This is a genomic window from Lentzea kentuckyensis, from assembly GCF_002150765.1.
Classification (GTDB): domain Bacteria; phylum Actinomycetota; class Actinomycetes; order Mycobacteriales; family Pseudonocardiaceae; genus Lentzea; species Lentzea kentuckyensis.
Map to the genome: position 1 here is coordinate 87,806 of NZ_MUYM01000004.1, position 22,700 is coordinate 110,505.

The 22,700-nt window shown below is 66.5% G+C and carries 23 protein-coding genes; 11 read left to right on the top strand and 12 right to left on the bottom strand.

The features are described from left to right. The 7 genes from B0F77_RS02910 to B0F77_RS02935 form a co-directional block, all read right to left on the bottom strand. A complete protein-coding gene (locus B0F77_RS02910; RefSeq protein ID WP_086661179.1) occupies window positions 1-1,350 on the bottom strand; it encodes an ABC transporter substrate-binding protein in 1,350 nt (449 codons plus the stop codon). 87 nt (window positions 1,351-1,437) lie between these two features. Then, entirely contained in the window at window positions 1,438-2,199 is a 762-nt protein-coding gene (locus tag B0F77_RS02915) for a DeoR/GlpR family DNA-binding transcription regulator (protein WP_086661180.1), read from the bottom strand. Between the two features lie 194 nt (window positions 2,200-2,393). Then, window positions 2,394-3,875 (bottom strand): glycoside hydrolase family 13 protein, encoded by a 1,482-nt coding sequence (locus B0F77_RS02920; protein ID WP_086661181.1) that lies wholly within the window; start codon window positions 3,873-3,875, stop codon window positions 2,394-2,396. An 11-nt stretch (window positions 3,876-3,886) separates the two neighbouring features. Further along, complete coding sequence (locus B0F77_RS02925) at window positions 3,887-4,720, bottom strand: carbohydrate ABC transporter permease (protein ID WP_086661182.1); 834 nt, start codon at window positions 4,718-4,720, stop codon at window positions 3,887-3,889. Continuing rightward, complete coding sequence (locus B0F77_RS48605) at window positions 4,717-5,574, bottom strand: carbohydrate ABC transporter permease (RefSeq protein ID WP_169730874.1); 858 nt, start codon at window positions 5,572-5,574, stop codon at window positions 4,717-4,719. The genes B0F77_RS02925 and B0F77_RS48605 overlap by 4 nt, the downstream gene beginning before the upstream one ends. Beyond that, window positions 5,575-6,903: an ABC transporter substrate-binding protein gene (locus tag B0F77_RS48610; protein WP_169730875.1), complete on the bottom strand. Its 1,329-nt coding sequence runs from the start codon at window positions 6,901-6,903 to the stop codon at window positions 5,575-5,577. It lies immediately after the preceding gene. Window positions 6,904-7,012: 109 nt separating this feature from the next. Continuing rightward, window positions 7,013-7,996 carry a LacI family DNA-binding transcriptional regulator gene (locus B0F77_RS02935; protein WP_086661183.1) on the bottom strand — a complete coding sequence of 328 codons (984 nt, stop codon included), beginning with the start codon at window positions 7,994-7,996 and terminating at the stop codon, window positions 7,013-7,015. A gap of 126 nt (window positions 7,997-8,122) precedes the next feature. On the opposite strand from B0F77_RS02935, the gene B0F77_RS02940 reads away from it, so the two are divergent. Beyond that, a complete protein-coding gene (locus B0F77_RS02940) occupies window positions 8,123-9,058 on the top strand; it encodes a hypothetical protein (protein WP_086661184.1) in 936 nt (311 codons plus the stop codon). Window positions 9,059-9,237: 179 nt separating this feature from the next. Here B0F77_RS02940 and B0F77_RS02945 read toward each other — a convergent pair whose 3' ends face one another. Together B0F77_RS02945 and B0F77_RS02950 are read right to left on the bottom strand one after the other, a co-directional pair. Beyond that, window positions 9,238-10,374: a hypothetical protein gene (locus B0F77_RS02945; RefSeq protein ID WP_245847789.1), complete on the bottom strand. Its 1,137-nt coding sequence runs from the start codon at window positions 10,372-10,374 to the stop codon at window positions 9,238-9,240. Window positions 10,375-10,465: 91 nt separating this feature from the next. After that, window positions 10,466-11,263 (bottom strand): FadR/GntR family transcriptional regulator, encoded by a 798-nt coding sequence (locus B0F77_RS02950; protein ID WP_086661185.1) that lies wholly within the window; start codon window positions 11,261-11,263, stop codon window positions 10,466-10,468. A gap of 158 nt (window positions 11,264-11,421) precedes the next feature. On the opposite strand from B0F77_RS02950, the gene B0F77_RS48615 reads away from it, so the two are divergent. From B0F77_RS48615 to B0F77_RS48890, 4 genes are all read left to right on the top strand, one after another. Next, window positions 11,422-11,574, top strand: a complete 153-nt coding sequence (locus tag B0F77_RS48615) for a hypothetical protein (RefSeq protein ID WP_169730876.1) — start codon at window positions 11,422-11,424, stop codon at window positions 11,572-11,574. Window positions 11,575-11,785: 211 nt separating this feature from the next. Continuing rightward, complete coding sequence (locus B0F77_RS02955; RefSeq protein WP_158102576.1) at window positions 11,786-13,006, top strand: aKG-HExxH-type peptide beta-hydroxylase; 1,221 nt, start codon at window positions 11,786-11,788, stop codon at window positions 13,004-13,006. Window positions 13,007-13,029: 23 nt separating this feature from the next. Beyond that, the gene (locus B0F77_RS46905; protein ID WP_143466540.1) at window positions 13,030-13,221 is read left to right on the top strand and encodes a hypothetical protein; all 192 of its coding nucleotides are present in this window, start codon (window positions 13,030-13,032) and stop codon (window positions 13,219-13,221) included. A 193-nt stretch (window positions 13,222-13,414) separates the two neighbouring features. Continuing rightward, on the top strand, window positions 13,415-14,101 hold the full coding sequence (locus B0F77_RS48890; RefSeq protein WP_086661187.1) for an LPXTG cell wall anchor domain-containing protein: 687 nt from the start codon (window positions 13,415-13,417) through the stop codon (window positions 14,099-14,101). Here the strand turns inward: B0F77_RS48890 and B0F77_RS02965 are convergent. Both B0F77_RS02965 and B0F77_RS02970 read right to left on the bottom strand, forming a co-directional pair. Next, entirely contained in the window at window positions 14,098-14,892 is a 795-nt protein-coding gene (locus B0F77_RS02965) for a phosphotransferase family protein (protein WP_086661188.1), read from the bottom strand. The genes B0F77_RS48890 and B0F77_RS02965 overlap by 4 nt on opposite strands. Before the next feature lie 16 nt (window positions 14,893-14,908). Then, the gene (locus tag B0F77_RS02970; protein WP_245847803.1) at window positions 14,909-15,415 is read right to left on the bottom strand and encodes a DUF305 domain-containing protein; all 507 of its coding nucleotides are present in this window, start codon (window positions 15,413-15,415) and stop codon (window positions 14,909-14,911) included. A gap of 144 nt (window positions 15,416-15,559) precedes the next feature. Here B0F77_RS02970 and ctaD point away from each other — a divergent pair, with 144 nt between their 5' ends. From ctaD to B0F77_RS02995, 5 genes are all read left to right on the top strand, one after another. Then, window positions 15,560-17,350 (top strand): aa3-type cytochrome oxidase subunit I, encoded by a 1,791-nt coding sequence (gene ctaD / locus B0F77_RS02975; protein WP_086661190.1) that lies wholly within the window; start codon window positions 15,560-15,562, stop codon window positions 17,348-17,350. Between the two features lie 81 nt (window positions 17,351-17,431). Beyond that, window positions 17,432-18,646 (top strand): phosphoserine phosphatase SerB, encoded by a 1,215-nt coding sequence (gene serB, locus B0F77_RS02980; protein ID WP_086661191.1) that lies wholly within the window; start codon window positions 17,432-17,434, stop codon window positions 18,644-18,646. Continuing rightward, window positions 18,646-19,323, top strand: a complete 678-nt coding sequence (locus B0F77_RS02985) for a peptidyl-tRNA hydrolase (RefSeq protein ID WP_086661273.1) — start codon at window positions 18,646-18,648, stop codon at window positions 19,321-19,323. The genes serB and B0F77_RS02985 overlap by 1 nt, the downstream gene beginning before the upstream one ends. A gap of 30 nt (window positions 19,324-19,353) precedes the next feature. Next, the gene (locus B0F77_RS02990; RefSeq protein WP_086661192.1) at window positions 19,354-20,733 is read left to right on the top strand and encodes a phospholipase D-like domain-containing protein; all 1,380 of its coding nucleotides are present in this window, start codon (window positions 19,354-19,356) and stop codon (window positions 20,731-20,733) included. A 22-nt stretch (window positions 20,734-20,755) separates the two neighbouring features. Further along, on the top strand, window positions 20,756-21,331 hold the full coding sequence (locus tag B0F77_RS02995) for a VOC family protein (RefSeq protein ID WP_086661193.1): 576 nt from the start codon (window positions 20,756-20,758) through the stop codon (window positions 21,329-21,331). Here the strand turns inward: B0F77_RS02995 and B0F77_RS03000 are convergent. Then, window positions 21,328-22,203 carry an NAD(P)-dependent oxidoreductase gene (locus tag B0F77_RS03000; protein WP_086661194.1) on the bottom strand — a complete coding sequence of 292 codons (876 nt, stop codon included), beginning with the start codon at window positions 22,201-22,203 and terminating at the stop codon, window positions 21,328-21,330. The two genes, B0F77_RS02995 and B0F77_RS03000, sit on opposite strands and share 4 nt — an antisense overlap. Window positions 22,204-22,324: 121 nt before the next feature. Between B0F77_RS03000 and B0F77_RS03005 the strand changes: the two genes are divergently transcribed. Then, a complete protein-coding gene (locus B0F77_RS03005) occupies window positions 22,325-22,681 on the top strand; it encodes a winged helix-turn-helix transcriptional regulator (RefSeq protein ID WP_086661195.1) in 357 nt (118 codons plus the stop codon). Window positions 22,682-22,700: the final 19 nt, after the last annotated feature.

Sequence of the window (22,700 nt, forward strand, 5' to 3'; positions counted from 1 at the left end):
TCACTGCCCCTTGTACTTCGCGGCGACCTTCTCCGCGAGCCCCTGCCCGTTGTTCAGCGCGTCGTCCACCGACACCGCGCCCGCGATCGCCGAGCTGATCTGCTGCGACACCTGCGTGCCCAGGTCGGTGAACTCGGGGATGCCGACGAACTGGATGCCGGGAGCCGGCCGCGGCTGCACACCGGGGTCGAGCGGCTTCGCGCCCTTGATCGCGGCTTCGGCCTGCGCGGAGAACGTCCCGGAGGACTGCTTGTACTCGGCGCGCTGGTAGGTCGACGACCGCTTGCCGTCCGGCAGCTTCGACCAGCCGAGGTTCTTGCCGACGAGCTCCTCGTAGCCCTTGCCGGACGCCCACGAGATGAACTTCCAGGCCGCGTCCTGCTTCTTCGAAGCCTTCTGGATGCCGAAGGCCCAGGTGTAGAGCCAGCCGGACGAGTCGGTCTTCACGACCGGCGCCTGGGTGAAGCCGAGCTTGCCCTTGACCGGCGAGTCGTTGGCCTCCAGCAGACCGGCGGCGACCGTGGCGTCGTACCACATCGCGACCTTGCCCTGCGTCATGTTGTTCAGGCACTCGGCGAACCCGGCCTGCGGAGCGCCCGCCTCGCCGTAGTTGCGCACGAGGTCGACGTAGAACTTGGTGGCCTCCTTGAACTCCGGCGCGTTGACCTGCGCCTTCCAGTCCTTGGTGAACCACGTGCCGCCGAAGGTGTTCACGACCGTCGTCAGCGGCGCCATGACCTGGCCCCAGCCCGGCTGGCCGCGCAGGCAGATGCCGCGCACCTCGGGCGTGGCGACCTTCTGCGCCGCTTCCGCGACCTGCTGCCAGGTCGGCTTCTCCGGCAGCGTGACGCCCTTGGCCTCGAAGATGTCCTTGCGGTACATGAGGAACGACGACTCGCCGTAGAACGGCTGCGCGTACACCTTGCCGTCCGCGGCGGTGAGCGACTGCTTGATCGGCGGCAGGATGTCGGCCTGGTCGAACGCGCTGTCCTTGGCCACGAAGTCGTCCATCGGCGCGAGCCAGCCGTTCTTGGCGTACATCGGCGTCTCGTAGTTGGAGATCGTCGCCACGTCGTACTGCCCGGCCTGGCTGGAGAAGTCCTGGCTGATCTTGTCCCGGACGTCGTTCTCGGGCAGCACGGTGAAGTTCACCTTGATGCCGGTGTCCTTGGTGAAGTTGTCCGCGGTGAGCTTCTGCAGGTCCTGCATCTGCGGGTTGTTCACCATCAGGACGTTCACCGAGTCCGAACCGCTGCCCCCACCACCTCCAGCGCCCGCGCAGGCGGAAGCCAGAAGCAGCACAGCGGTGGCGGCCCCGAATGTGCGAAGGGGTGTGCGGATCGACAACATCGTCTTTCCTTCCGGGGAGGTTCCGGGCGCGCTGAAGACAGCCCGGTTTTTTCGGGGGCGGGCTTTTTCGGGGTGGCCGGAAAGTGCTCAGGCTCTGAGCACTTTGGGACCGAGCAGGGCGTAACGATGGGCCTCATGTGCGGAAAGGCCGGAATCGGTGACGATCGCCTCCAGGTCGGCGACCTCGGCGAACCGGTGGAAGCTGGACACGCCGAACTTGGTGTGCGTGCCGACGAAGATCTTCCGCCGGGCCGAACTGAGCGCCTTGGCCTTCACCGCGCCGACCGCCGGGTCGGGCGTCGTCAGGCCGTGCTCGCGGGAGATGCCGTTCGCGCCGATGTAGGCGAGGTCGATCACCATCTCGCCCAGCATCCGGGTGGTCCAGTGGTCCACTGTGGCCAGTGTGTGCCCGCGGACCCTCCCACCCAGCAACAGAACCGTGCAGGACGGGTGCTCGGACATCGCCGCCGCGGTCGGCAGCGACGCGGTGATGATCGTGAGCGGGTTGGAGGTGGGCAGCGCCTCCGCGACGAGTTGCGGCGTGTAGCCCTCGTCGATGAACACCGTCTCGGCGTCGTCGATCCGTTCGGCCGCGGCCTTCGCGATGCGCCGCTTCTCCGGCACGTGCGACCCGGACCGGAACCGGAGACCGGTCTCGAAGCCGGCGCTCTCGACCGGGACACCGCCGCCGTGCGTGCGGCGGACCAGGCCGTGCTCGTCGAGCACGCGCAGGTCGCGCCTGACCGTTTCGGGGGCGACGCGCAGTTCCTGCGCCATCTCCACCACGTCGACCCGGCCGTCGGCGCGGGCCCTGGCCAGGATGCGCCGCTTGCGTTCCTCGGCTCGCATGTCACCTGCCCACTCGGCTACAAAGTTTGCCCGTTCGGGCCGTGCCTAGATGAAACACCCTCGGCACATTGTGGTCGCCACCACAACTAAACGAGATGCTGCCCGATTTTTGCCCGGTTCACACGACGAAAGCCGCGCCCACCTGCGGCGCGGCTTTCGGGCGTGCCCGAATGAACAGTCCGAATGGCCCGTTTCTAGCCCAACCAGGCAGCGGCGTCGGCTGGCAGTTGACCGTTCACCAGCGGAACGCTCGTCAACGTCGGCAGGCCGGGCAGGTCGATCGGTCCGTCCGACAGGTTGACCACGCAGGTGTGGCTGCCGCGTTTGAACGCCAGCACGTCCGGGCCGAGGTCGAGCCACTCCAGCTCACCGTCGATCGCGCGACGCCGCGCGAACACCCGCCGGTACAGCTCGAGCATCGATTCAGCATCGCCGGTCTGCGCCGCGACCGAGAACTGCTGCCAGCTTTCCGGCTGCGGCAACCAGCTCGGACCGTCCTCGGCGGACCAGGGGAGTGGCACGCGGCAGCCGTCGCGGCCCCGGTCGGTGAAGCCCGAGCGGTGCCACACCGGGTCCTCGCGCAGCTCGTCCGGCAGGTCCTCGACCTCCCAGAGCCCCAGCTCCTCGCCCTGGTAGACGTACACGCCACCGGGCAGCGCGGCGGTGAGCATGATCGCCGCGCGGGCCCTGCGAGTGCCCAGCTCGAAGTCGGTCGGGGCGCCGTGTTGCCGGTCCGCGAACGAGAATCCGGTCTTCTCGCGGCCGTAGCGGGTCACGTGCCGGGTGACGTCGTGGTTCGACAGCACCCAGGTCGGCGGCGCGCCAACGGGTTCGTGTGCGGCCAGCGTGCTGTCGACGACGCTGCGCAGCTCCCGGGCGTTCCAGGGGCAGCAGAGGAAGTCGAAGTTGAACGCGCTGTGCATCTCGTCCTGGCGCAGGTACCTGGCGAACCTGACGGGGTCCGGCAGCCACATCTCGCCGACGAGGATGCGTTCGCCGTCGTACTCGTCCACGACCTTGCGCCACTTGCGGTAGATCTCGTGCACGCCGTCCTGGTCGGAGTACGGGAGGTCCGCGTCGGGCTTCGAGAAGTCCTTGACCAGGCCGTCCGCCACGTCGATGCGGAACCCGTCGACGCCGCGGTCGAGCCAGAACCGCAGGATGTCCTCGAACTCGGCCTCGACGGCCGGGTTCTCCCAGTTGAAGTCCGGCTGCTCGGCGGCGTAGAGGTGCAGGTACCAGCGGCCGTCGGCGAGCCTGCTCCACGCCGGGCCGCCGAAGCGCGACTGCCAGTCGTTCGGGATCTCCTCAGAGTCCCTGATGTGGAAGCGATCCCACAGGCCGTCCCTGAACCACGGGTGCTGGTCGCTGCAGTGGTTCGGGACGAGGTCGATGATGATCCGGATGCCGAGCCCGTGCGCGTCCGCGATGAGTTTCTCGGCGTCGGCGAGCGACCCGAAGACCGGCTCGATGTCGCGGTAGTCCGCCACGTCGTAGCCGCCGTCGGCGAGCGGGCTCGGGTACCACGGGTTGAGCCAGATCGCGTCGAAGCCGAGGCTCGCGATGTGCTGGAGCTTGGCGCGGAGGCCGGCCAGGTCGCCGACGCCGTCACCGTTGCCGTCCGCGAAGCTGCGCAGGTAGACCTGGTAGATGGATGCGTTGCGCCACCAACTCATCTGGTGTCCTTTCAGCCTTTTACGCCGCCCGCGGTGAGCCCCGCGAGGATGTGCCGCTGGAACGCCAGGAACAGCGCCACCATCGGCAGGCTCGCCAGCACGAGGCCGGCGAGCAGGAGGTTGATCGGGGTGTCCGGGGCGAAGCGCTGCAGCGCCACGCTGAGCGTCTGCTTCGCCGGGTCGGGGAACACGAGCAGCGGCCAGATGAAGTCCTTCCAGGCCGCGACGACCGCGAAGATCGAGACGACGGCGAGGATGGGCCGCGAGATCGGCAGGACGATCCTGGTCAGTGTCGTCCAGGTGTTCGCGCCGTCGATCCTGGCCGCTTCCAGCAGTTCTTCGGGGATCTGGTCGAAGAACCGCTTGAGCAGGTAGACGTTCAGCGCGTTCGCCGCGGCCGGCAGCCAGATGCCCGCCGGGTTGTTGAGCAGGCCGAGGTCGGTGAGCGTGAGGTAGACCGGCACCAGCACGGCCGTCGACGGCAGCATCAGCGTGGCCAGCATCAGGCCCATGACCAGGTTGCCTCCCCACGGCCTCAGCTTGCTGAGCGCGTAGGCCGCGGGCACGATCACGGCCATCTGCACGGCCCACGCGCCGATCGCGACGACGAACGTGTTGAGGAAGAACCGGCCGAGGTCCATGTAGTTCCAGGCGTCGGCGTACGCACCGGGTTCCCACGTCCGCGGCAGGATCGTCGGTGGTTGCCGCGCGAGTTCGGCCGGCGGCTTGAACGCGCCGAGCAGCACCCAGACCAGCGGGAGCAGGAACGCGGCGGTGAACAGGACCAGCGTGATCGTGAGGACGATCCAGTAGGTTTTTCCGGTTCCCCTGGTGAGAGTCCTCATCCGTCGGCCTTCTTCGTGATCTTCAGGTAGAGGAAGGAGAAGACGCCCAACACCGCGAACAGGATCAGGCTCAGCGCGCTCGCGGTGCCGAAGTCGTTGTAGTAGAAGGCGTAGCGGTACAGCAGGAGCAGCACGGTGACCGTGGACTCCTCCGGCCCGCCGCCGGTCATGACGAACGGCTCGGTGAAGATCTGCATGGTCGCGACCACCTGCAGGAGCAGCAGCATGAGGATGACGAACTTGGTCTGCGGGATCGTGACGTGCCAGACCTTCTTGAGGATGCCGGCGCCGTCCAGGTCCGCGGCCTCGTACAGCTCGCCGGGGATGGTCTGCAGCGCGGCCAGGTAGATCAGCGTGGCCGAGCCCATGTTCGCCCACGTGATCACCAGGACAAGGCTGATCATGCTGGTGTCGCTGGAGTCGAGCCACTGGCCCGTGGGCAGGTTCAGTCCTCTGAGGACTGAATTGAACAGGCCTGGACCCGGGTCGTAGAACCACTTCCACAGCAGGGCCGTGACGACCGGTGGCAGCATCACGGGCAGGTAGACGAGCAGCCGGAAGTACCCCTTGGCGTGCCGCAGTTCGTTGAGCACCACGGCGGTGAGAAACGGGACGCCGAAACCGATGACCAGCGCCAGCACGGTGAAGTGGAACGTGTTGCGCCACGCCACCCCGAACAGCGGGTCCGCGAAGAGCCGTTCGAAGTTCTCCCAGCCGACCCAGTCGGGGCTCGTGACGAAGTTGACCTGCTGAAAGCTCAGGACCACCCCGCGCACGACGGGCCACCAGGAGAACACCGCGAAAACGACCAGCGCGGCACTGAGAAAGCCGTACGCGGTGACGTGGCGCCGCATTTACTTCACCTGGGCCAGGACGGCGTTGACCTTCGTCTCGGCGTCCTTGAGCAGTGCCGCGTGGTCAGCGTCCTTGTTCGTGAGAGTGGCTTGCACAACGGAGTCGAGGATCGCGTAGACCTGCTGTGCCTGCGGCGGTTCGAGCGAGCCCTTGGTCTTCTCCGAACCGTCCACATAGGCCTGGAAGTTCTGCACCGGCATGGTGGCGAACTTGCCCTTGAGCTCTTCCTGCTTCTTGCGCGGCTCACCGGTCCAGATGTCGGCGATCGGCGGGATCGGCAGGCCGACGGGCTGGCCGCGATCCTTGTACTTCTGCAGGTTGCCCTCGAGGCGGTCAGGGTTCAGGTACTTCCACTGGATCCACTTCAGGCCGGCCTTGATCTTCTCGGGCGTGGCCTTGGGGTTGATCATGTAGCCCTCGCCGCCGAGCAGAGTGCCTTTCTGCTCCGGGATCGCGGCGAGTCCGTAGTCGTCGTACTTGCCCTTGAACTGGTTGACGATCGCGGCGACGTTGTCGGGCGCGGCGAGGTACATGCCGAGCTGGCCGGCGCCCATCATGTTCTGCACGTCGCCGATCTCCAGGAGCTGCTTCTCGCCCATGGAGTTGTCGTCCCAGCGCATCTCCTTGAGGCGGCGCAGGACTTCCTTGCCCTTGTCGTTGTTGAAGTCGGCCTTGTAGGTGTCGCCGTCCTTGCGCGCGATGTCACCGCCGACGGACTTCATCCAGGTGGTGAAGTGCCAGCCGCCCTGGTTGCTCTTGCTGTACTCGGCGAATCCCGTGACGCCGGCGTCCTTGAGCTTCTTGGCGGCTTGCCTTACCTCGTCCCACGTTTTCGGTGGCTGGTCGGGGTTCAGGCCGGCCTTGGTGAAGTTGGTGCGGCTGTAGAGCAGGCCCATCGTGTAGTTGGCGGTGGGCAGGCCGTACACCCTGCCGTCGACCGTGAAAACGTCCTTCAGCTCCTGCTTGAGGTCGCCGTAGTACTTGACGTCCTTCACGTAGTCCGTGAGGTCGGCGGCCTGTTTCCTGGCGATGAGCGCGGCGGGATCGGTGAAGTAGACGTAGAAGACGTCCTCCAGCTGCCCGCCGGCGAGCTTGGCGCTGAACGTCTTCGGGTCCATGAACCCCTCGTGCGGCACGAGGTCGATGTCCTGGTTCTGCTTCTCGAACTCCGCGACGTCCTCGTCGAAGACCTTGCGGTCGAACGCCTGGGTCTGCGGCGGCTGGCCGTTGATGTCGATGGTGACCTTGCCGCCGGGCTCGGTCGTGGAACCGCTCCCACAACCGGCGACCAGGACACAGCCCAGCAGCACGGCAGCGGACTTCTTCATGGTGGGGCCGCCCTTCTCGCGAGCGCGTCGATGTGACGGCGACCATAAGTCGTCGTTACATCTGAACGCAATATCTAGACGAAAACTCGCAAGAAGACGACTGCGCGGTTTACCTCACCGGCGCACTGGACGCCCGCACCACCAACTCCGGCTCGAACAGCAACTCGTCCGGCGCGACCGCGTTGCCGGAGATCTGGTTGGCCAGCAGTTCGACAGCGGCCCGCCCCATCGCCTCAATGGGCTGCCTGACCGTGGTCAGCGGCGGATCGGTGCAGGTCATGAAGGCCGAATCGTCATACCCGATGATCGACACGTCCTTGGGCACGTCCAATCCAGCCCTTCTGACGGCCCTGATCGCCCCAAGTGCAAGCGGGTCGCTGGCGCAGATGATCGCCGTGACGCCGCGCTGCACGAGCTTGGTAGCCGCGGCCTGCCCGCCCTCAAGGCTGAACATGGCGTGCTCGACGTCCGCCCCGCCACACTTCGTGATCGCCTCGAGTTTGCGTTGGCTGGGCACGTGATCCGGCGGCCCAAGCACGGCCCCGATCCTGCGGTGCCCCAACGAGGTCAGGTGTCCGTACGCCTGCTCCACCGCTACCGCGTCGTCGCACGACACGCGCGGGAACGCCAGGTCGTCTATCGCGGCGTTGACCAGCACGGCGGGAAGTTTGCGGGACATCATCTGCTGGTAATGCCCGTGGCTCGCGTCCTTCTGCGCGTACAGCCCACCGGCGAACACGATGCCTGACACATGCTGCTCAAGGAGGAGTTCCAGGTACTCCGCCTCGGTCACTCCGCCGGCCGTGCGCGTGCAGAGGACAGGCGTGAAACCCCTTTGCGCGAGCGCGTTGCCGACCACATCCGCGAACGCCGGGAAAATCGGGTTCTGCAACTCGGGCAGCACCAGCCCGACAAGCCTGGCCCGTTCGCCCCGCAACTGCGTCGGCCTTTCGTATCCGAGCACGTCAAGCGCGGTGAGCACGGCACTACGCGTGGCGTCCGAGACGCCCGGCTTGCCGTTCAGCACCCGGCTGACCGTCGCCTCGCTGACCCCGACCTTGGCCGCGACCTCGGCCAGCCTCCGTTGCGTCATGGCGCAAGTGTACGCAAGTTCTTGCGCTCGCTTGCGTAGCCCAGGCCGAACGGGTGATGACGCTGCCGAACTCGACCTCGTCCTGCCTAGTCTGGATGACCTGTTGATCGAGCCCGAGGACGCACGATGGCAGATCCGGCCAGGCAGGGAATCTCCCCCGGAGTCGCGGCATTCGTCTCGGGCGCCGTCTCAGTCCTGCTGACGGTTGCCGGCACGTTGGTCAGTTTGCGAAACGAGGCGACCAAGGAGCAACTGTTCGGCGTTCTGAGCTGGGTCATGTATGCAACCGGCGGGGCGACATTTCTGCTGCTGCTTTGGATCGTCAGCACGACGCTGCATCAGCGACTCGACTTGTTGCGTTCACTGCGTGACGTCGATGTGCACGTGTCGCGACAACTGCGCGTGCGCAGGCGAACCGACAGGTTGGTGGTCACTTCGGACGGCAGTGGCGTGTACATGGTCGAACTGGAGGTCGAGGCTGACCGAGATGTCGCAGTGGCGTGGCTGGCGTTTCCGATCTTCTCCTCCGCCCCGGTCGACGCGCCACCGTGGGAGAGCGTGCGTGTGCGGCGGTTGATGATCGATGGCAGAGAATACGACGTGCAGCAGTCCTACATCCGTCGGAGCCGGGCGTTCGTCGAGGGGACCTTGTTCAAGGACCTGGTGATAGAGGAAGGGGTGGTTCGCATCCCTGTGTCGCTGGAAAGGGGCAAGTCGAAACGCCAGATCAAGCTGGAGATCGATCTGCACCGGAGCATGCCGGCACTGTTCACCGAGGAGTCGCACTCGATCGACATCTCCTACATCACCGATGAGATCGACGTGTACGTGGCCGGCAGTGAAGGTCTTGAGATCTTCCCATCGCCCCGCGCTGCCCATCTGGTGGAGGCGAGCCAGAACAAGGGCGAACACGGTGACGCACAGGAGTCGATCCTGCAGTCGAGCACGTGCCGTCATCGAGACGGAATTCATTGGCGCTCCAAGAACACCAAGCTTGGCTACCGCTACGAGATCAGGTTCGTCGGAAGGCGAGACGTGACCGTTGGCCCGGTGTCCGGGTAACCTCTACTGGCAAAGGGGAGGAGATGCGATGACCTCCGATCGTCCGATGTCAGGCGATGTCTCAGCTACGGGGACATGGCCGGTACCTGGAGCTCCTGCATCTCCGGAACGGCCCCGTCCTCAGGGCGAGCCGGTGCACAAGGTCGACTGGTTTCGACGGGCGCCAACCGGCGGCACGGTCAATGCCGCGCTTCCCGCCACATCAGAGCCACCCCATGTCCCGGAAGCAACCACGACCGAACGGTGAGGTCGTCCAGGTCGTCCGCCTTCAACCACTGTCCGGTCACCGTGTTGGAGCGGAACAGGAACGGCATGATCGAGAACTCGTGCGCGGGGGAGTGGTCGTCCACCGAGAGGCGGCGTGCGTCGAAGCGGATCTGTTCCACATAGGACGGATAAGGCGCCTGCCAGTAGCAGAAGCCTTCGTTGGTGCGCTGCAACATGCGTGACGTGACGGTGAGTCCGCGGATCGCGCGAACGAGATGGTCTTCGGCGATGCCGCTGAGATCGCATTCGAAGATGCGCAGATCACCTAGATGGTCGTGGGGGCTCAGTTTCGGCAACGGGCCCATGGCTTCGCGGAAGAAGGTCAGATAGTTCGGCCACTGGTCGAACTTGACCTCCAGCGGAGGAATCTGGCTCGGTGCGGCGGAACGGCTCTTGCCATCGTGGTCGATGTAGTCGATCGCGATCTGCGTCGAGTGGAGTACGTCGTCGACCGAATCGAGGAACAACGACGGGTCGGTGATGTAGTAGAGCTCGAACAGCGGGTAGCGGCAGGCTGCGCTGATCGTGTCGCGCAGCAACACGTTGCTGGTGGCGAAGATGACGAACCGGTCGACGGGGACGTTGTGCCGGAAGTGGTAGCTCTGCGTCGTGATCAGATGGTAGGTCTTGGCGTTGATGCCCTGCAGTTCCAGCTTCACCGTGGTGTTCGTGCTGATCGTCAGATCCTTGCCGTGCGGGCGCAGCCCGTTGCCCCCGAGAACACCGGAGACGACGTCCTGGTTCGCCTCGTTCGAGCCGTAGATCGAAGACAGGAAGGTCCTCAGCACGTCGCTCGGCAACAGGTGCTCGACGATGCTCGGACCGGAGATCTGGCTCAGCTCGCTGATCAGCCGGCGGTGCAGGAAGAGCTCATACGCGCCGAGCAGAAAGCCGGCCAGGGCGGGCAGCGGCCAGAACACGACGAGTACGTCGTGCAGAAGACTGCGTGTTCCGGGTTGCCAGAGGAACGCCAATGCCAGGTCGGCAGCGGCGAGCGCGAGCAACGCGAACGCGATGGCGAGCGCTTGTTTGTGCCTGCGCGCCGCCACCACTCGTCGCCCGCCCCCTCACTCCGCCGCTCGTCCCTACATGGTGGGAGTGATGACGGATCAGCGCCAGACCCTTTCGGTGCATGCCGTATCAGCGCGACTGGCCCCAGATCGGGTTGTCTGACACCCCCACGTACGTGCCGAGGGTCGCTCTGGGAGTCGTGTTGTCAGTGGCCACGTCGTTGTAGAGCCCAAGTAGGTGCGTGGTCATGGCGCTCTTGGCGCCCACCTCGTCGTGCCTGCGCAGGAACCAGATGACCTGTTCGTGCTCGTTCGCGGAGCGGTTGTGCACCTCGCGGGACGGGTGCGCGTGCCGCTTGCAGTCCTGCAGACCGGGCACGAGTGCCTGGTACATCTCCTCCAGCAACGCATTGTGCGACGCGCGGATCAGCGCCGAGTGGAACTCCTCGTCCGACTCGATCACCTCCTGCGTGTCCTCCACCGGTGCCCGCTGGTAGCGGCGGTTCAGCTTGGCCAGTTCGTCCAGCTCACCGTCGTTGGCGCGGACCGCGGCCAGGCTGGTCGCCGTGGTCTCCAGCGCGATCCGCACTTCCAGCAGGTCGGTCTCGGAGAACTGGCGGGCGGCGAGTCTGCCTTCCAGGTGCTCCTCGACGGCGGCCAGGTCGGTGCGGCGCACGTACCAGCCCAGGCCGCGGCGCACCTCGACGATGCCCTGCAACTGCAGTCGCTGAAGAGCTGTACGTAGCGACGACCTCGCGACATCCAGTTTGCGGGCCAGTTCGGGTTCCGTGGGAAGGCGGTCGCCGGCCTTGAGGGTGCCGCCGATGATCTGCTCGCGCAGCTTCTGCTCGATGAGCTCCGGCAGAGGCCGTCGCGAATCCGGCGAGAGCGACCAGCTCTCGCCGAGATGGGAGTCGTCGACAGGCATTGGTTCAGCTTAGGCCTATCGCAGTCTGGTTGCAACTTGTCTGGCAACCTGGCGACCGTTGACAGACAACCTACAACACGGGACCCTTACATCATGGTGAGACGCCCAGGACCGCCCACACCTGGGAGCACGTACTCGCCTAGTCGGGAGGGAACGAGATGTCCGCAGGGAGTGCACTCGGAATCGCAGCAGCCGTCGCAGTTGCCGTCACCGCCATCGGATGGCGGACCGTGCTCACGATGGTCGCCGTCTCAGTCATCGCGCTTGCCGTCGTCGGCTTCGTGAATGTCACCAGCATCATGCTCGGCTGATGAGTAGAACCAGCTAGATCCGGGTGCCCCGGCCCGCGTTGCACGACGCAGGCCGGGGCACCCGGCATTGTGGGGGATCCCTGGTGTTGTGCAAGTCACGATGTGCCGTACGCTAGCGCGCCATCAGGGGCGCTGCCGATCCGGTGGAGTCCGTGACTCCCTGGCGTCGGGGGACGTGAGTACGGAGTCTTCGGTGGTTGGTTCGCCTGTTGTGAGCACGCATGCACTGCATGCTGCGATCGCTCCTGCGGCCGCGCTGGTCGACGAGCGTCGCACGCTCTATCGGCTCGCGGTCGACTTGTTCGCGCCAGGCACCGAGTTGTCCGACAACCTCGCCGACCACCCGATCGTTCGCTATGAGATCGGCCGGGCGCTGGCGGGGCATGGTGGTTTGGATCTGGCGCGGCTGGCCGAAGCTGGCGCGCTTCGCGTACGTGACGTCGGGATCGACGTGATCTCGGACCCTGCTGCGGCCAGTGTGATCGAGGCGCCGCTGCGCATCGTGGCTCCGCCTGGCACGAGTCCTCAGCCTCTGACGGAAGCGGACGGGGAGAGGTTCGAAGCGGTCCTCGCGATCGTTGCCGAGGGCGTTCGCCTGTTCCGTGAGATCGCACCGGACATGGCTGAGGATCTCCTTGCGCATGTGTCGATGCTGGCGGTGCTCAAGGGTGAGACGTCCGGTGGCGTCGTGTCGGCGTCATCGCGCTATGTGCCCGGCATCGTGCTCATCGACGAGCCCTCGCTGCCTCTTGAAGTGGCAGAGGCGCTCGTTCACGAGGGTGCGCATGAAAAGTTCTTCGACCTGGCTATCGCGCGAGAATTTCTTGACGAACGGGCCGAACACGCGGATTATTTCGAGAACTCGTGGTCGCACGCTCGATGGCCACTGGAACAGACTTTCGCGGCATGGCATGCCTACAGCTGCCTCGCGCAGTTCAACATGTCAATTGGCGCCGAACAACTTGGGCCCTTTTCTCTGCTGCCGAAGGCGCGGGAACGGGCGGACGAGATCGGCGGTTGGCTGCTCATGCACGAAGATGTCCTGCGTGCTGATTCGCGCTGGCTACTGCGCAACCTCGCTGGTGAACCTACTGGTGAGCCGGGTGTGCGCGCCGATGTGGACTGTGTCACCCTGTGCACTGAGATCCTCGAAGACGGCCATTTCCGCTTGCCTTCAGACGTGCGCATCCGGCGTGCGGGCACTGGGCGCGTGGTTGTGGGCCGTGCGACCAGCCCCGTCGTCATCTATTGGCTCGATGACGATGCGAGCTGGGTTGTAGGCCAACTCAACGATAAGAACCCAATATCGTTGGACTTCCTGCTATCGCGGGCGGCCGGAGAATGGCAGGTTGCCTCGGATCTCGCCTTGCGGCGCCTGAGAACCTCACTTGGTTCGCTGGAGTCGTGCTCCCTTATTGAGCCAGCTCTGTGAGCACTAACGTCCGAGAAGGAATGATGACCACCCCGAACCAACCACTTCGCCGGCCGCAGACGCCTCAGGGCGCAGGCGTCTCGCTTCCTCATGTTCCGACCGGGGCCGGCCCGGTGATCGGTCAGCCGGTCAACTCCGTCGACTGGTTCCGGCGCATGCCGACCGGTGGTGGCACCGTGTTCCTGAGGCCTGCTGAGGTCGAGCAGAACGACTGAGCTTCGTTCGTGCTTGTGAAGAGGGGGTCGGCCTTCGGGCCGGCCCCTTCGGCGTTTGGTCGTTTGGGGATGCGACTTCACGGACGCATAACAACTAGGCCACAAGGGCACAGTTGATCGTCATCTAACCCGTTCGGGGGACGTCGATCGTCTTAGATCTCGGCATCCCGCCGATACCCAACGGAGTAACACGATGCGCCTGACGCCCCTGAGAAGAGCCGGCCTGCTCGCTTCCGCCGCGGTGGCCGCTGTGGCCACGCTCGCCCTGTCGAGCACCGCGTTCGCCGACGAGCCGACCACGGACGACAAGCGCGCGACGCCGTACACCAAGAACGTCGACATCAACCACCCCGACGCCTGCACCGTTGGCGGGCTGACCGGGGAGACGATTCACCCGAGCCAGTTCGTCTACACCGGCGGGGACAACCAGATCCACCTCAACATCACCGGTGTGCTCTCCGACCTGACGGTCACCGGTGTGGTCGTCAAGGGTGGGCCCAACTTCAACGTCTACCTCGCCAAGGACCTCGGCGCGCTGCCGTGGAACGAGCTGCGCGCCCCGTTCAACGACGGTGGTCAGCAGGCGCAGATCAGCCACTGGTACGGCTGTGGCGTCAAGAAGGACACGACGACCACGACCACCACCACGACTACGACCACCACGTCGGCGTCCGAGACGACGACCACGACCAGCCCCACCGAGACGGTGACGACGTCCTCACAGGTCGCCGCTACCACGACGACCACCGCCGCGGCTGCGGCCGCTGGTGAGAACCTGGCTTCGACCGGTTTCGGGTCCGCCTGGCTGGTCGGGCTCGGTGCCGCGCTGCTGGCCGCTGGTGCCGCCGTGCTGCTGGTGCTGCGCCGCCGTCGCGTTTAAGAGTTCTCCATCAGCACGCCCCAGAGCGTGCCGAAGTTGACGCGGGTTTCGACGTGGAACTCCACGTCTTCAGGAGCCGCCCCGCCGCCGTAGGTTTCTACGGCGCGCTGGGCGGCTTCTTTGCCTTGAGCACCCGCGAGACAGGCCAGATCCCACGCCACGGGGCCGCGCCAGGTGTCCTCGAAGTCGTTCCAGACCGGGCCGGTGGCGGTCATCAGCACGTTGCCGTAGTGCGAGTCGCCGTGCAGCGGTTGGACGTCGTTGTAGTGCGCGTCCCACTCCGCCAGCAGTTCGGCGTGCCGTTCGCGGAACGGCTCCAGGTTCGGCACGCCGCGGCTGTCCAGGTATTCGAGCGTGTGCTCGACGTCGTCCAACGGGCCGCGCACGGGCAGGTCGCCGTCGTAGAGGCGCAGCTCGGCGTGGAGGTCGGGCAGGAGCTTCAACACCTCCGGACGCGAGAGCTCCACCGACGGGTCGTGTGGGACGTACGTGCTGAACGTGAGCACGAAGCCGTCCACCGTGTGAGGGCCCGCGGGCAGCTCGGTAGAGGGCGTCACGACGGGCACGCCGCGTGAGGCAAGGAACGCCGACACCGAGAGGTCGCGGGCGAGGTGTGAGGCCACGAGAGGGCGCACCAGGGCCGTGCGGCTCGCGATACGGGCGACTACCGGGGCCGGGCGCAGGTGCACGATGACGTTGCTGCCGTCCTTCAGCACGAGCGGGTCTGTGCAGACCACGCCGTGTGAGGCGGCCAACGACACTGCGACGCGTACGGCTGCAGAGGTGCTCACGGCAAGAAGGCTGGCATCAGCCCTGTGGGAGAAGCGACTCCATTTCCGTTATCTCCTTCTCCTGGTGGCTGACGACGTCCTGCGCGAGCTTGCGCGCCTCCGGGTCCGTGCCGGCGGAGAGGTGCTTCTGCGCCATCTCCACGGCGCCGCGGTGGTGCTGGATCATCAGCGAGAGCCACTGGCGGTCGAACTCGGTGCCGTCGAGGTCGGCGAGGTTGCCCAGTTCGACCATGCCGTGCGACTCGGAGTGGTCGTGCGAGGCGTGCGACGCGGCCTGCACGGGGGCGTTCCACGTGCGCAGCCAGCCGTTCATGCGGTCGATCTCCGGCTTCTGCGCGCCCGAGATGCGCTTGGCCAGGTCGATCACGTGCGGGTTCTCGGTGCGCGAGGCGACCAGGTCGCTCATCTCCAGCGCCTGCTCGTGGTGCGGAACCATGCCCTGGGCGAACGCGACGTCCGCCGAGTTGTGCGTGGCGGGCGAACCACAGGCGGCCAACATCAGGACTGCGGCGACAGCGGACATTCGGAGCACGGCGGCAGGATACGTGTGACGTGCGCTACGCCGCTGGCCACCGGCCATGGCCCACCCGAATGGAGCTGATCGGCTCCGTCTAATATCCCGGGGAGTTTCCCGAACGAACTGGTCCCACCAAGGCCTGGAGGCACCGTGACGGCCGTAGCCCCGCAGCCGATCGCAACGCGTCCTTATCCGACGCGCACTGCGGTCAAGGGGTCCTTCCTGCTGCGGATGTTCCGCACCACGGACCACAAGCAAATCGGCATCATGTACCTGGTCACCTCGTTCGCCTTCTTCATGGTCGGCGGAGCGATGGCCATGCTGATGCGGACCGAGCTGGCCCGGCCCGGCATGCAGTTCCTCAGCCAGGAGCAGTTCAACCAGCTCTTCACGATGCACGGCACCGTGATGCTGCTGCTGTACGCGACCCCGATCGTCTTCGGCTTCGCGAACTTCGTGCTCCCGCTGCAGATCGGCTCGCCCGACGTGGCGTTCCCGCGGCTGAACGCCTTCTCGTACTGGCTCTACCTCTTCGGTGGCCTGATCGTGATGGCGGGCTTCGTCACCCCCGGTGGCGCGGCCGACTTCGGCTGGTTCGCCTACACGCCGCTGTCCAGCGCCATCCACTCGCCCGGCGCGGGTGCCGACCTGTGGATCTCCGGCCTGGTGGTCGGTGGTCTCGGCACCATCCTCGGCGCGGTGAACATGATCACCACCGTGGTCTGCCTGCGCGCGCCCGGCATGACGATGTTCCGGATGCCGATCTTCACCTGGAACATCCTGGTGACGTCGGTGCTGGTGCTGCTCGCGTTCCCGATCCTCACCGCGGCGCTGCTCGGCCTGCTGGCCGACCGCCATCTCGGTGCCCACGTGTTCGACCCCGCCAACGGCGGCGTGATCCTGTGGCAGCACCTCTTCTGGTTCTTCGGACACCCCGAGGTCTACATCGTCGCCTTGCCGTTCTTCGGCATCGTGTCGGAGATCTTCCCGGTGTTCAGCCGCAAGCCGATCTTCGGTTACAACGGCCTGGTCTACGCGACGCTCGGCATCGCGGCCCTGTCCGTCGCCGTGTGGGCGCACCACATGTACGCGACCGGCGCCGTGCTGCTGCCGTTCTTCGCCTTCATGACGTTCCTCATCGCGGTCCCGACCGGTGTGAAGTTCTTCAACTGGATCGGCACGATGTGGAAGGGCCAGCTGACGTTCGAGACGCCGATGCTGTTCTCGATCGGCTTCATCGTCACGTTCCTCTTCGGTGGTCTGTCCGGCATCCTGCTGGCCGCGCCCGCGATCGACTTCCACGTGTCCGACACGTACTTCGTCGTGGCGCACTTCCACTACGTGCTCTACGGCACGATCGTGTTCGCGACCTTCGCGGGTATCTACTTCTGGTTCCCGAAGATCACCGGTCGCTTCATGGACGAGCCGCTCGGCAAGCTGCACTTCTGGACGACGTTCCTCGGCTTCCACGCGACCTTCCTCGTCCAGCACTGGCTGGGCAACGAGGGCATGCCGCGCCGGTACGCCGACTACCTCGCGTCCGACGGCTTCACGACGCTCAACATGATCTCGACGATCGGTGCCTACATCCTGGGCGCGTCGACGCTGCCGTTCATCTGGAACGTCTTCCGGAGCTACCGCTTCGGTGAGGTCGTGACGGCGGACGACCCGTGGGGCTACGGCAACTCGCTCGAGTGGGCCACCTCGTCCCCGCCGCCGCGGCACAACTTCACCGAGCTGCCCCGGATCCGTTCGGAGCGCCCGGCGTTCGAGCTGCACTACCCGCACATGATCGAACGCATCCGGAACGAGGGTCACGTGACCTTCACCGGCAAGACGATCGCGCACAAGGACGCCAAGCCCGCTCCGTCGGAGCTGGCGGCCGCCGCGATCAAGTCCGGTACGGCGTCCGAGAAGGACGACCCGGACCACGACAAGTAACCTGCACTTCACAGGTTCAACGACGAGCCCCGGCTGCTTCACGCGGTCGGGGCTCGTTGCGTCTTACGAGGAGACGACGACGTGAAAACGCCCGTGCTCATCACCGTGACCGGACCCGACAAGCCTGGCGTCTCCTCGGTGCTGTTCGCCGTGCTGACGAGGCACGGTGTCGAGGTGCTCGACGTGGAGCAGGTCGTGATCAGGGGACGGCTGGTGCTCGGCGCGCTGGTCTCGACCGACCACGACCCGGAGGGCCTGCAGGAGGCGGTCGAGCAGGCGATGGCCACCGTCGCGATGCACGTGGAGATCGAGATCGGCGCCGACTCGAAGCGCACCGCGCGCCTGGAGTCGTCGCACGTGCTGATCGTGCTGGGCCGCCCGGTGACGGCGAAGGCGTTCACCGAGGTGGCGCGCCGGCTCGCGTCGCTCGGCGTGAACATCGACGCGATCCGCGGTGTCGCCGACTACCCTGTCACGGGCCTTGAGCTGCGGGTTTCGGTCGCGGACGACACCTTGGAGAACGACGCGGAGCTGCGGTCCGCGCTGGCCGACGTGTCGGTGCGGGTGGGCCTGGACATCGCGGTCGAACGGGCCGGCCTGACCCGCCGGGCGAAGCGCCTGGTGGTGTTCGACGTCGACTCCACGCTGATCCAGGGCGAGGTGATCGAGATGCTGGCCGCGCACGTCGGGTGCGAGGAGCAGGTGCGCGAGATCACCGAGGCCGCGATGAGGGGCGAGCTGGACTTCGCCGAGTCGCTGCGCCGCCGCGTGGCGTTGCTGGAGGGCCTCGATGCGAAGGTGCTGGACGAGGTCGGCGCGACGCTCGAACTCACGCCTGGCGCGCGCACGACGATCCGGACGCTCAAGCGCCTCGGGTTCTTCTGCGGTGTCGTCTCCGGCGGGTTCACGTCGGTCATCACGGGTCTCGCCGACGAGCTGGAGCTGGACTTCTGCGCGGCGAACACGCTGGAGATCGTCGACGGCAAGCTGACCGGAAAGGTCGTCGGCGAGATCGTCGACCGGCCGGGCAAGGCCGTGGCGCTGCGCCGGTTCGCGCAGGAGGCGGGCGTGTCGCTGGCGCAGTGCGTGGCGGTCGGTGACGGCGCGAACGACATCGACATGCTGAACGCCGCCGGTCTGGGCATCGCGTTCAACGCCAAGCCGGCGTTGCGCGAGGTGGCCGACACCGCGTTGTCGCACCCGTTCCTGGACGCCGTGCTGTTCATCCTCGGCGTCACGCGGGCCGAGGTGGAGGCCGCGGACGCCGCGGACGGCCTGGAGCTGACCCGGCTGTGATGATCCTCGACCTGATCGCCTCGCGGAACTACGCCGAGGAGTCCGAAGTCCGCGCGATGCCGATGGTGTTGCGCATCGAACGTGTGGATCCGCCTTCCCGGACGGCGCTGCTGGAGGCCGCGGCCGCTTCGGCGGTCGCGGTGTGCCTCGACCCGCGCGCCGATGTCGGCGGGGAGTGGCACGAGGCCGTGCGCGCGTGGGTGGCCGGGCGGATCCGCAAGGTCTCGCGGCGGGCCCGTGGTGTGCAGTGGGACGCCGTGCAGGAGCTGCCGGGCGTGACGATCACCGTGGACGGCGCGTCGGTGCGGTCGTTGCTGCCCGTGCTGGTGTCCGAGACGCCCCGCGAGGTCGCGAAGTTGCAGATCTCCGGGTCCGACCTGCCGGTGGACGCACCAGGGCCGGTTCCTGAGGGTGCGCGGCTGCTGTACGTGAACCCGCGGGTCGAGATGTCCGCTGGCAAGCTCGCGGCCCAGGTGGGGCACGCGTCGATGTTGCTGGCGCCGCACCTGTCGGTGTCCGAACTGAAGGCGTGGGAGGAGCTCGACTACCGGTGTGCCGTGCGGACACCGTCCGTGGCCGAGTGGGACTCGCTGATCCACCGCGGCGACGTCGTGGCCGTGCGGGACGCGGGTTTCACCGAGGTCGAGCCGGGCACGACGACGGTACTTGCTGTTTGAGATCGGTCTAATCGGGTAAATCTCCGGCTCGTGGGCTTACTCGACGTGCTCGACGCGAGGCTCGGTGACGGGCTGGAGAACGTGCTGTGCTCCCACCACACCCGCCGGCTGCGGCGGTTGGGGTGGGGCGAGGTGCTGGGCGGGGAGGCAACGGGGTGGTTCACGCCCCGCCGGACCGTCCAGCACGGCAACAAGATCGAGGTCCTGGTCGACGGCGCCACGGCGTTTCCCGTTGTGGCGCAGGCGATCGAGAACGCGAAGAAGTACGTCCACATCGCGAACTGGCATGCTTCGCCGGACTTCCGGCTGACCCGCGAGCCCGGCGCACCACAGCTGCGCGAGCTGCTTTCGGCTGCCGCGGAACGGGTTCCGGTGCGCGTGCTGCTGTGGGCGGGCCCGCCGATCCCGTTCTTCGAGCCGACCCGCAAGCGCGCTCTGGCGGCGCAGAAGGCTTTCTGGGACTGCGGCGCCGTCCGGTGCGAGCTGGACGCGCGGGAACGAACCCTGCACTGCCACCACGAGAAGATCGTGATCGTCGACGACGTGGCGTTCGTCGGCGGCCTCGACATGACCGCGGTGGAGGGCGACCGGCACGACTCGCCGGAGCACCCGCCGCGTGACCTCGGCTGGCACGACCACGTGGCGCGGATGGAGGGGCCGGTGGTGGCCGAGGTGGCGGGACACTTCGCCGCGCGCTGGCTGGAGATCGCGGGGGAGACCCTGCCCGCGCCCGAGGTGCCGCCAGAGGCCGGGCCGTCGTCCGTGCAGGTGGTGCGCACGATTCCGGAGCGCACCTACGGGTTCGCGCCGCACGGGGACTTCAGCCTGCTCGACTCGTACCTGCGGGCGCTGCGGTCGGCCAAGTCGTTGATCTACCTGGAGAACCAGTTCCTGTGGTCGCCGGAGATCACCGAGGTGCTGATCGAGAAGCTGTGCCGGCCGCCGACACCGGAGTTCCGGATGGTCCTGGTGCTGCCGCAGAAACCCAGCAACGGCGCCGACACCACCCGTGGCCAGCTCGGCCGGTTGCTCGACGCCGACGACGATCGGCGGCTGGTCGCTGCAACCCTTGTCGCACACGGCGATGCTCCGGTCTACGTACACGCCAAGCTGGCCATTGTGGACGATCAATGGCTTTCGGTCGGCTCGGCGAACCTCAACGAGCACTCGCTGTTCAACGACACCGAGGTGAACGTGGTGACCGACGACCCGGCGGTGGCTCGTTCGACCCGCCTGCGGTTGTGGTCGGAGCACCTCGGCGCCGATGTGTCGGGACCTGTCGACGAGGTGGTGGACGGCGTGTGGAGGCCCGCCGTGGAGGGGCGTTCACGGGTGACGTCGTTGCCCGGAGTGTCACGGCGGTCCGGAAGGTTGCAAGGACCGTTACGTGGATTGCTGGTCGACGGCTGATCTCTGGGGCTAGTTTGGCGACGTGGCCAACGAGGTGACCATCCCGCTGTTGCCGTGCGCCTCCATCGACGAGGTTGCCGAGTTCTACGTGATGCTCGGGTTCACGGTCACGTATCGGCAGTACCGGCCGAACGCCTATCTGTCGGTGCGGCACGAGGAGATCAACCTCCACTTCTTCGGCATACCGGGCTACGACCCGTCTGCGTCGTACAGCTCGTGTCTGGTGCAGGTGGACGACCCGCGGGAGCTGTACGACGCCTTCGCCCACGGCATGCGTGCGGTGTACGGCCAGGTGCTGCTCACGGGGATTCCGCGGATGACCCGGCCGCGCCGTGACGGGTTCCTGATGGTCGATCCCGGCGGGAACTGGATCCGGGTGGTGCCGGCGGTGCGCGAGCGGGAGACCGCTTCTCGCAACGGGCTGACGCGCGCGTTGGACAGCGCGGTGACGCTGGCCGGGTCGCACGGGGCGGAGCGGCAGGCGTTGAAGATCCTCGAAGGGGCGCTGGAGCGGGAGGTGCACGCCTCGGAGGAGGAGCGGGAGTCGGCGCTGGAGTTCCGCGATGAACTGCTGGAACGGCTCGGGCTCAGTTACTAGGCCGGTTGCTTGATGCTCTCGATGATCCTCGCGAAGCCTTCCTCGCCGCGGCCCGCGTCGATCTGACGCTGGATGAGCCGCTGGACCGCGGCGACCATCTCGGTGCCGATGCCCTGGTCGGCGCTGGCGGTCAGGATGTCGGTGAGGTCGGAGAACTCCAGGCTCTGCTGCCCCGCGACGGTGTAGTCCCCGCCGTCGATGATCTCGGCGAACCCGTGGAAGCCGCCGGTCATGGCGGTCAGCCAGGGTGCGGCCGCCGCGGCGAACTCGCGAGCCGTGATGCCGGCCGGCGCGACCATGGCGGCGCCGTGCATGAATCCGGCGAACATGACGTACATGCCCGAGAGCAGGGCGAGGTCGTACAGGGACGCCAGCCCGGCGTCCTCACCGAAGTAGGTGCTGGTTCCCCACAGGTCGAGCAGCGGCTGGTACTCGTGGAACACCTCGGCCGATCCGCTGTAGAGGATCGACGACCCCGGCCGGCCGATCATGTCCGGCACGGCCATGATTCCGCCGTCCAGATAGGCGATCCCGGCCTCTGCCGCCCAGACGGCCGACTCCCGTGACTGGGCTGGCGTCGTCGTGGTCACGTTGATCAACGCTCGTCCGGCGAGCTCGTCGGTGAGTGGATCGAGCACCGCGTGCACGGAAGCGTCGTCGAACAGGCAGGCGATCACCACCTGGCCGGCGCGAATCGCTTTGTCCGCCGTGTCGACGGCGTTGGCGCCCAACGCGACGAGGGCGTCCGACTTGCCCGGTGAACGGTTCCAGACCGTCGTCGGATGTCCCGCCTTGATCAGGGCGGCGGCCAGGGTGCTGCCCATCGCGCCCAGTCCGAGGACGCTCACTCCGACGTTGTCGTTCGCTGTCATTTTCCGGATTTCCCCTCGTGTTCGTCGTTCGGAGGAATCCTCTCCGGCGCTGAAAGCGTTGACCAGTACGGACTATTTAGTGGGGTACGCACTTTTTGGTAAGCAGCTCTTGGGGGTTCGAATGACAGCACGACGTGGTCCCTACGTCTGCGGCATCGACGCCGCGATGGACGTCGTCTCCGGCAAGTGGAAGTCGTTGATCCTGTGGGAGTTGCGGCACCACGGCACCCGCCGGTTCGCCGAGCTCCGGCGCGGGCTGCCGGGTGTCAGCGAGAAGATGCTGATCCAGCACCTGCGGGAGATGGAGGAGGACGGCCTCGTGCACCGCGAGGTGTACGCCGAGGTGCCGTCGAAGGTCGAGTACTCGCTGACGGAGCACGGTGTCTCGCTCAACGCCGTGCTCGCCGCCCTGGGGGAGTGGGGTACCGAACGCATGCGGCGGATCGGGGCGGAGAAAGTCGCCGTTGCCACGGCTTAATCTACATAGGTAGTATTGG

Coding starts and splice junctions, on each gene's coding strand:
- B0F77_RS48610 (WP_169730875.1), bottom strand. CDS start 6,903: ATGAAGAAGTCCGCTGCCGTGCTGCTGGGCTGTGTCCTGGTCGCCGGT.
- B0F77_RS02940 (WP_086661184.1), top strand. CDS start 8,123: ATGGCAGATCCGGCCAGGCAGGGAATCTCCCCCGGAGTCGCGGCATTC.
- B0F77_RS02970 (WP_245847803.1), bottom strand. CDS start 15,415: ATGTCCGCTGTCGCCGCAGTCCTGATGTTGGCCGCCTGTGGTTCGCCC.
- B0F77_RS02925 (WP_086661182.1), bottom strand. CDS start 4,720: ATGAGGACTCTCACCAGGGGAACCGGAAAAACCTACTGGATCGTCCTC.
- B0F77_RS02985 (WP_086661273.1), top strand. CDS start 18,646: ATGATCCTCGACCTGATCGCCTCGCGGAACTACGCCGAGGAGTCCGAA.
- B0F77_RS02950 (WP_086661185.1), bottom strand. CDS start 11,263: ATGCCTGTCGACGACTCCCATCTCGGCGAGAGCTGGTCGCTCTCGCCG.
- B0F77_RS48605 (WP_169730874.1), bottom strand. CDS start 5,574: ATGCGGCGCCACGTCACCGCGTACGGCTTTCTCAGTGCCGCGCTGGTC.
- B0F77_RS48890 (WP_086661187.1), top strand. CDS start 13,415: ATGCGCCTGACGCCCCTGAGAAGAGCCGGCCTGCTCGCTTCCGCCGCG.
- B0F77_RS02920 (WP_086661181.1), bottom strand. CDS start 3,875: ATGAGTTGGTGGCGCAACGCATCCATCTACCAGGTCTACCTGCGCAGC.
- B0F77_RS02935 (WP_086661183.1), bottom strand. CDS start 7,996: ATGACGCAACGGAGGCTGGCCGAGGTCGCGGCCAAGGTCGGGGTCAGC.
- B0F77_RS02915 (WP_086661180.1), bottom strand. CDS start 2,199: ATGCGAGCCGAGGAACGCAAGCGGCGCATCCTGGCCAGGGCCCGCGCC.
- B0F77_RS46905 (WP_143466540.1), top strand. CDS start 13,030: ATGACCACCCCGAACCAACCACTTCGCCGGCCGCAGACGCCTCAGGGC.
- B0F77_RS48615 (WP_169730876.1), top strand. CDS start 11,422: ATGTCCGCAGGGAGTGCACTCGGAATCGCAGCAGCCGTCGCAGTTGCC.
- B0F77_RS03000 (WP_086661194.1), bottom strand. CDS start 22,203: ATGACAGCGAACGACAACGTCGGAGTGAGCGTCCTCGGACTGGGCGCG.
- B0F77_RS03005 (WP_086661195.1), top strand. CDS start 22,325: ATGACAGCACGACGTGGTCCCTACGTCTGCGGCATCGACGCCGCGATG.
- B0F77_RS02910 (WP_086661179.1), bottom strand. CDS start 1,350: ATGTTGTCGATCCGCACACCCCTTCGCACATTCGGGGCCGCCACCGCT.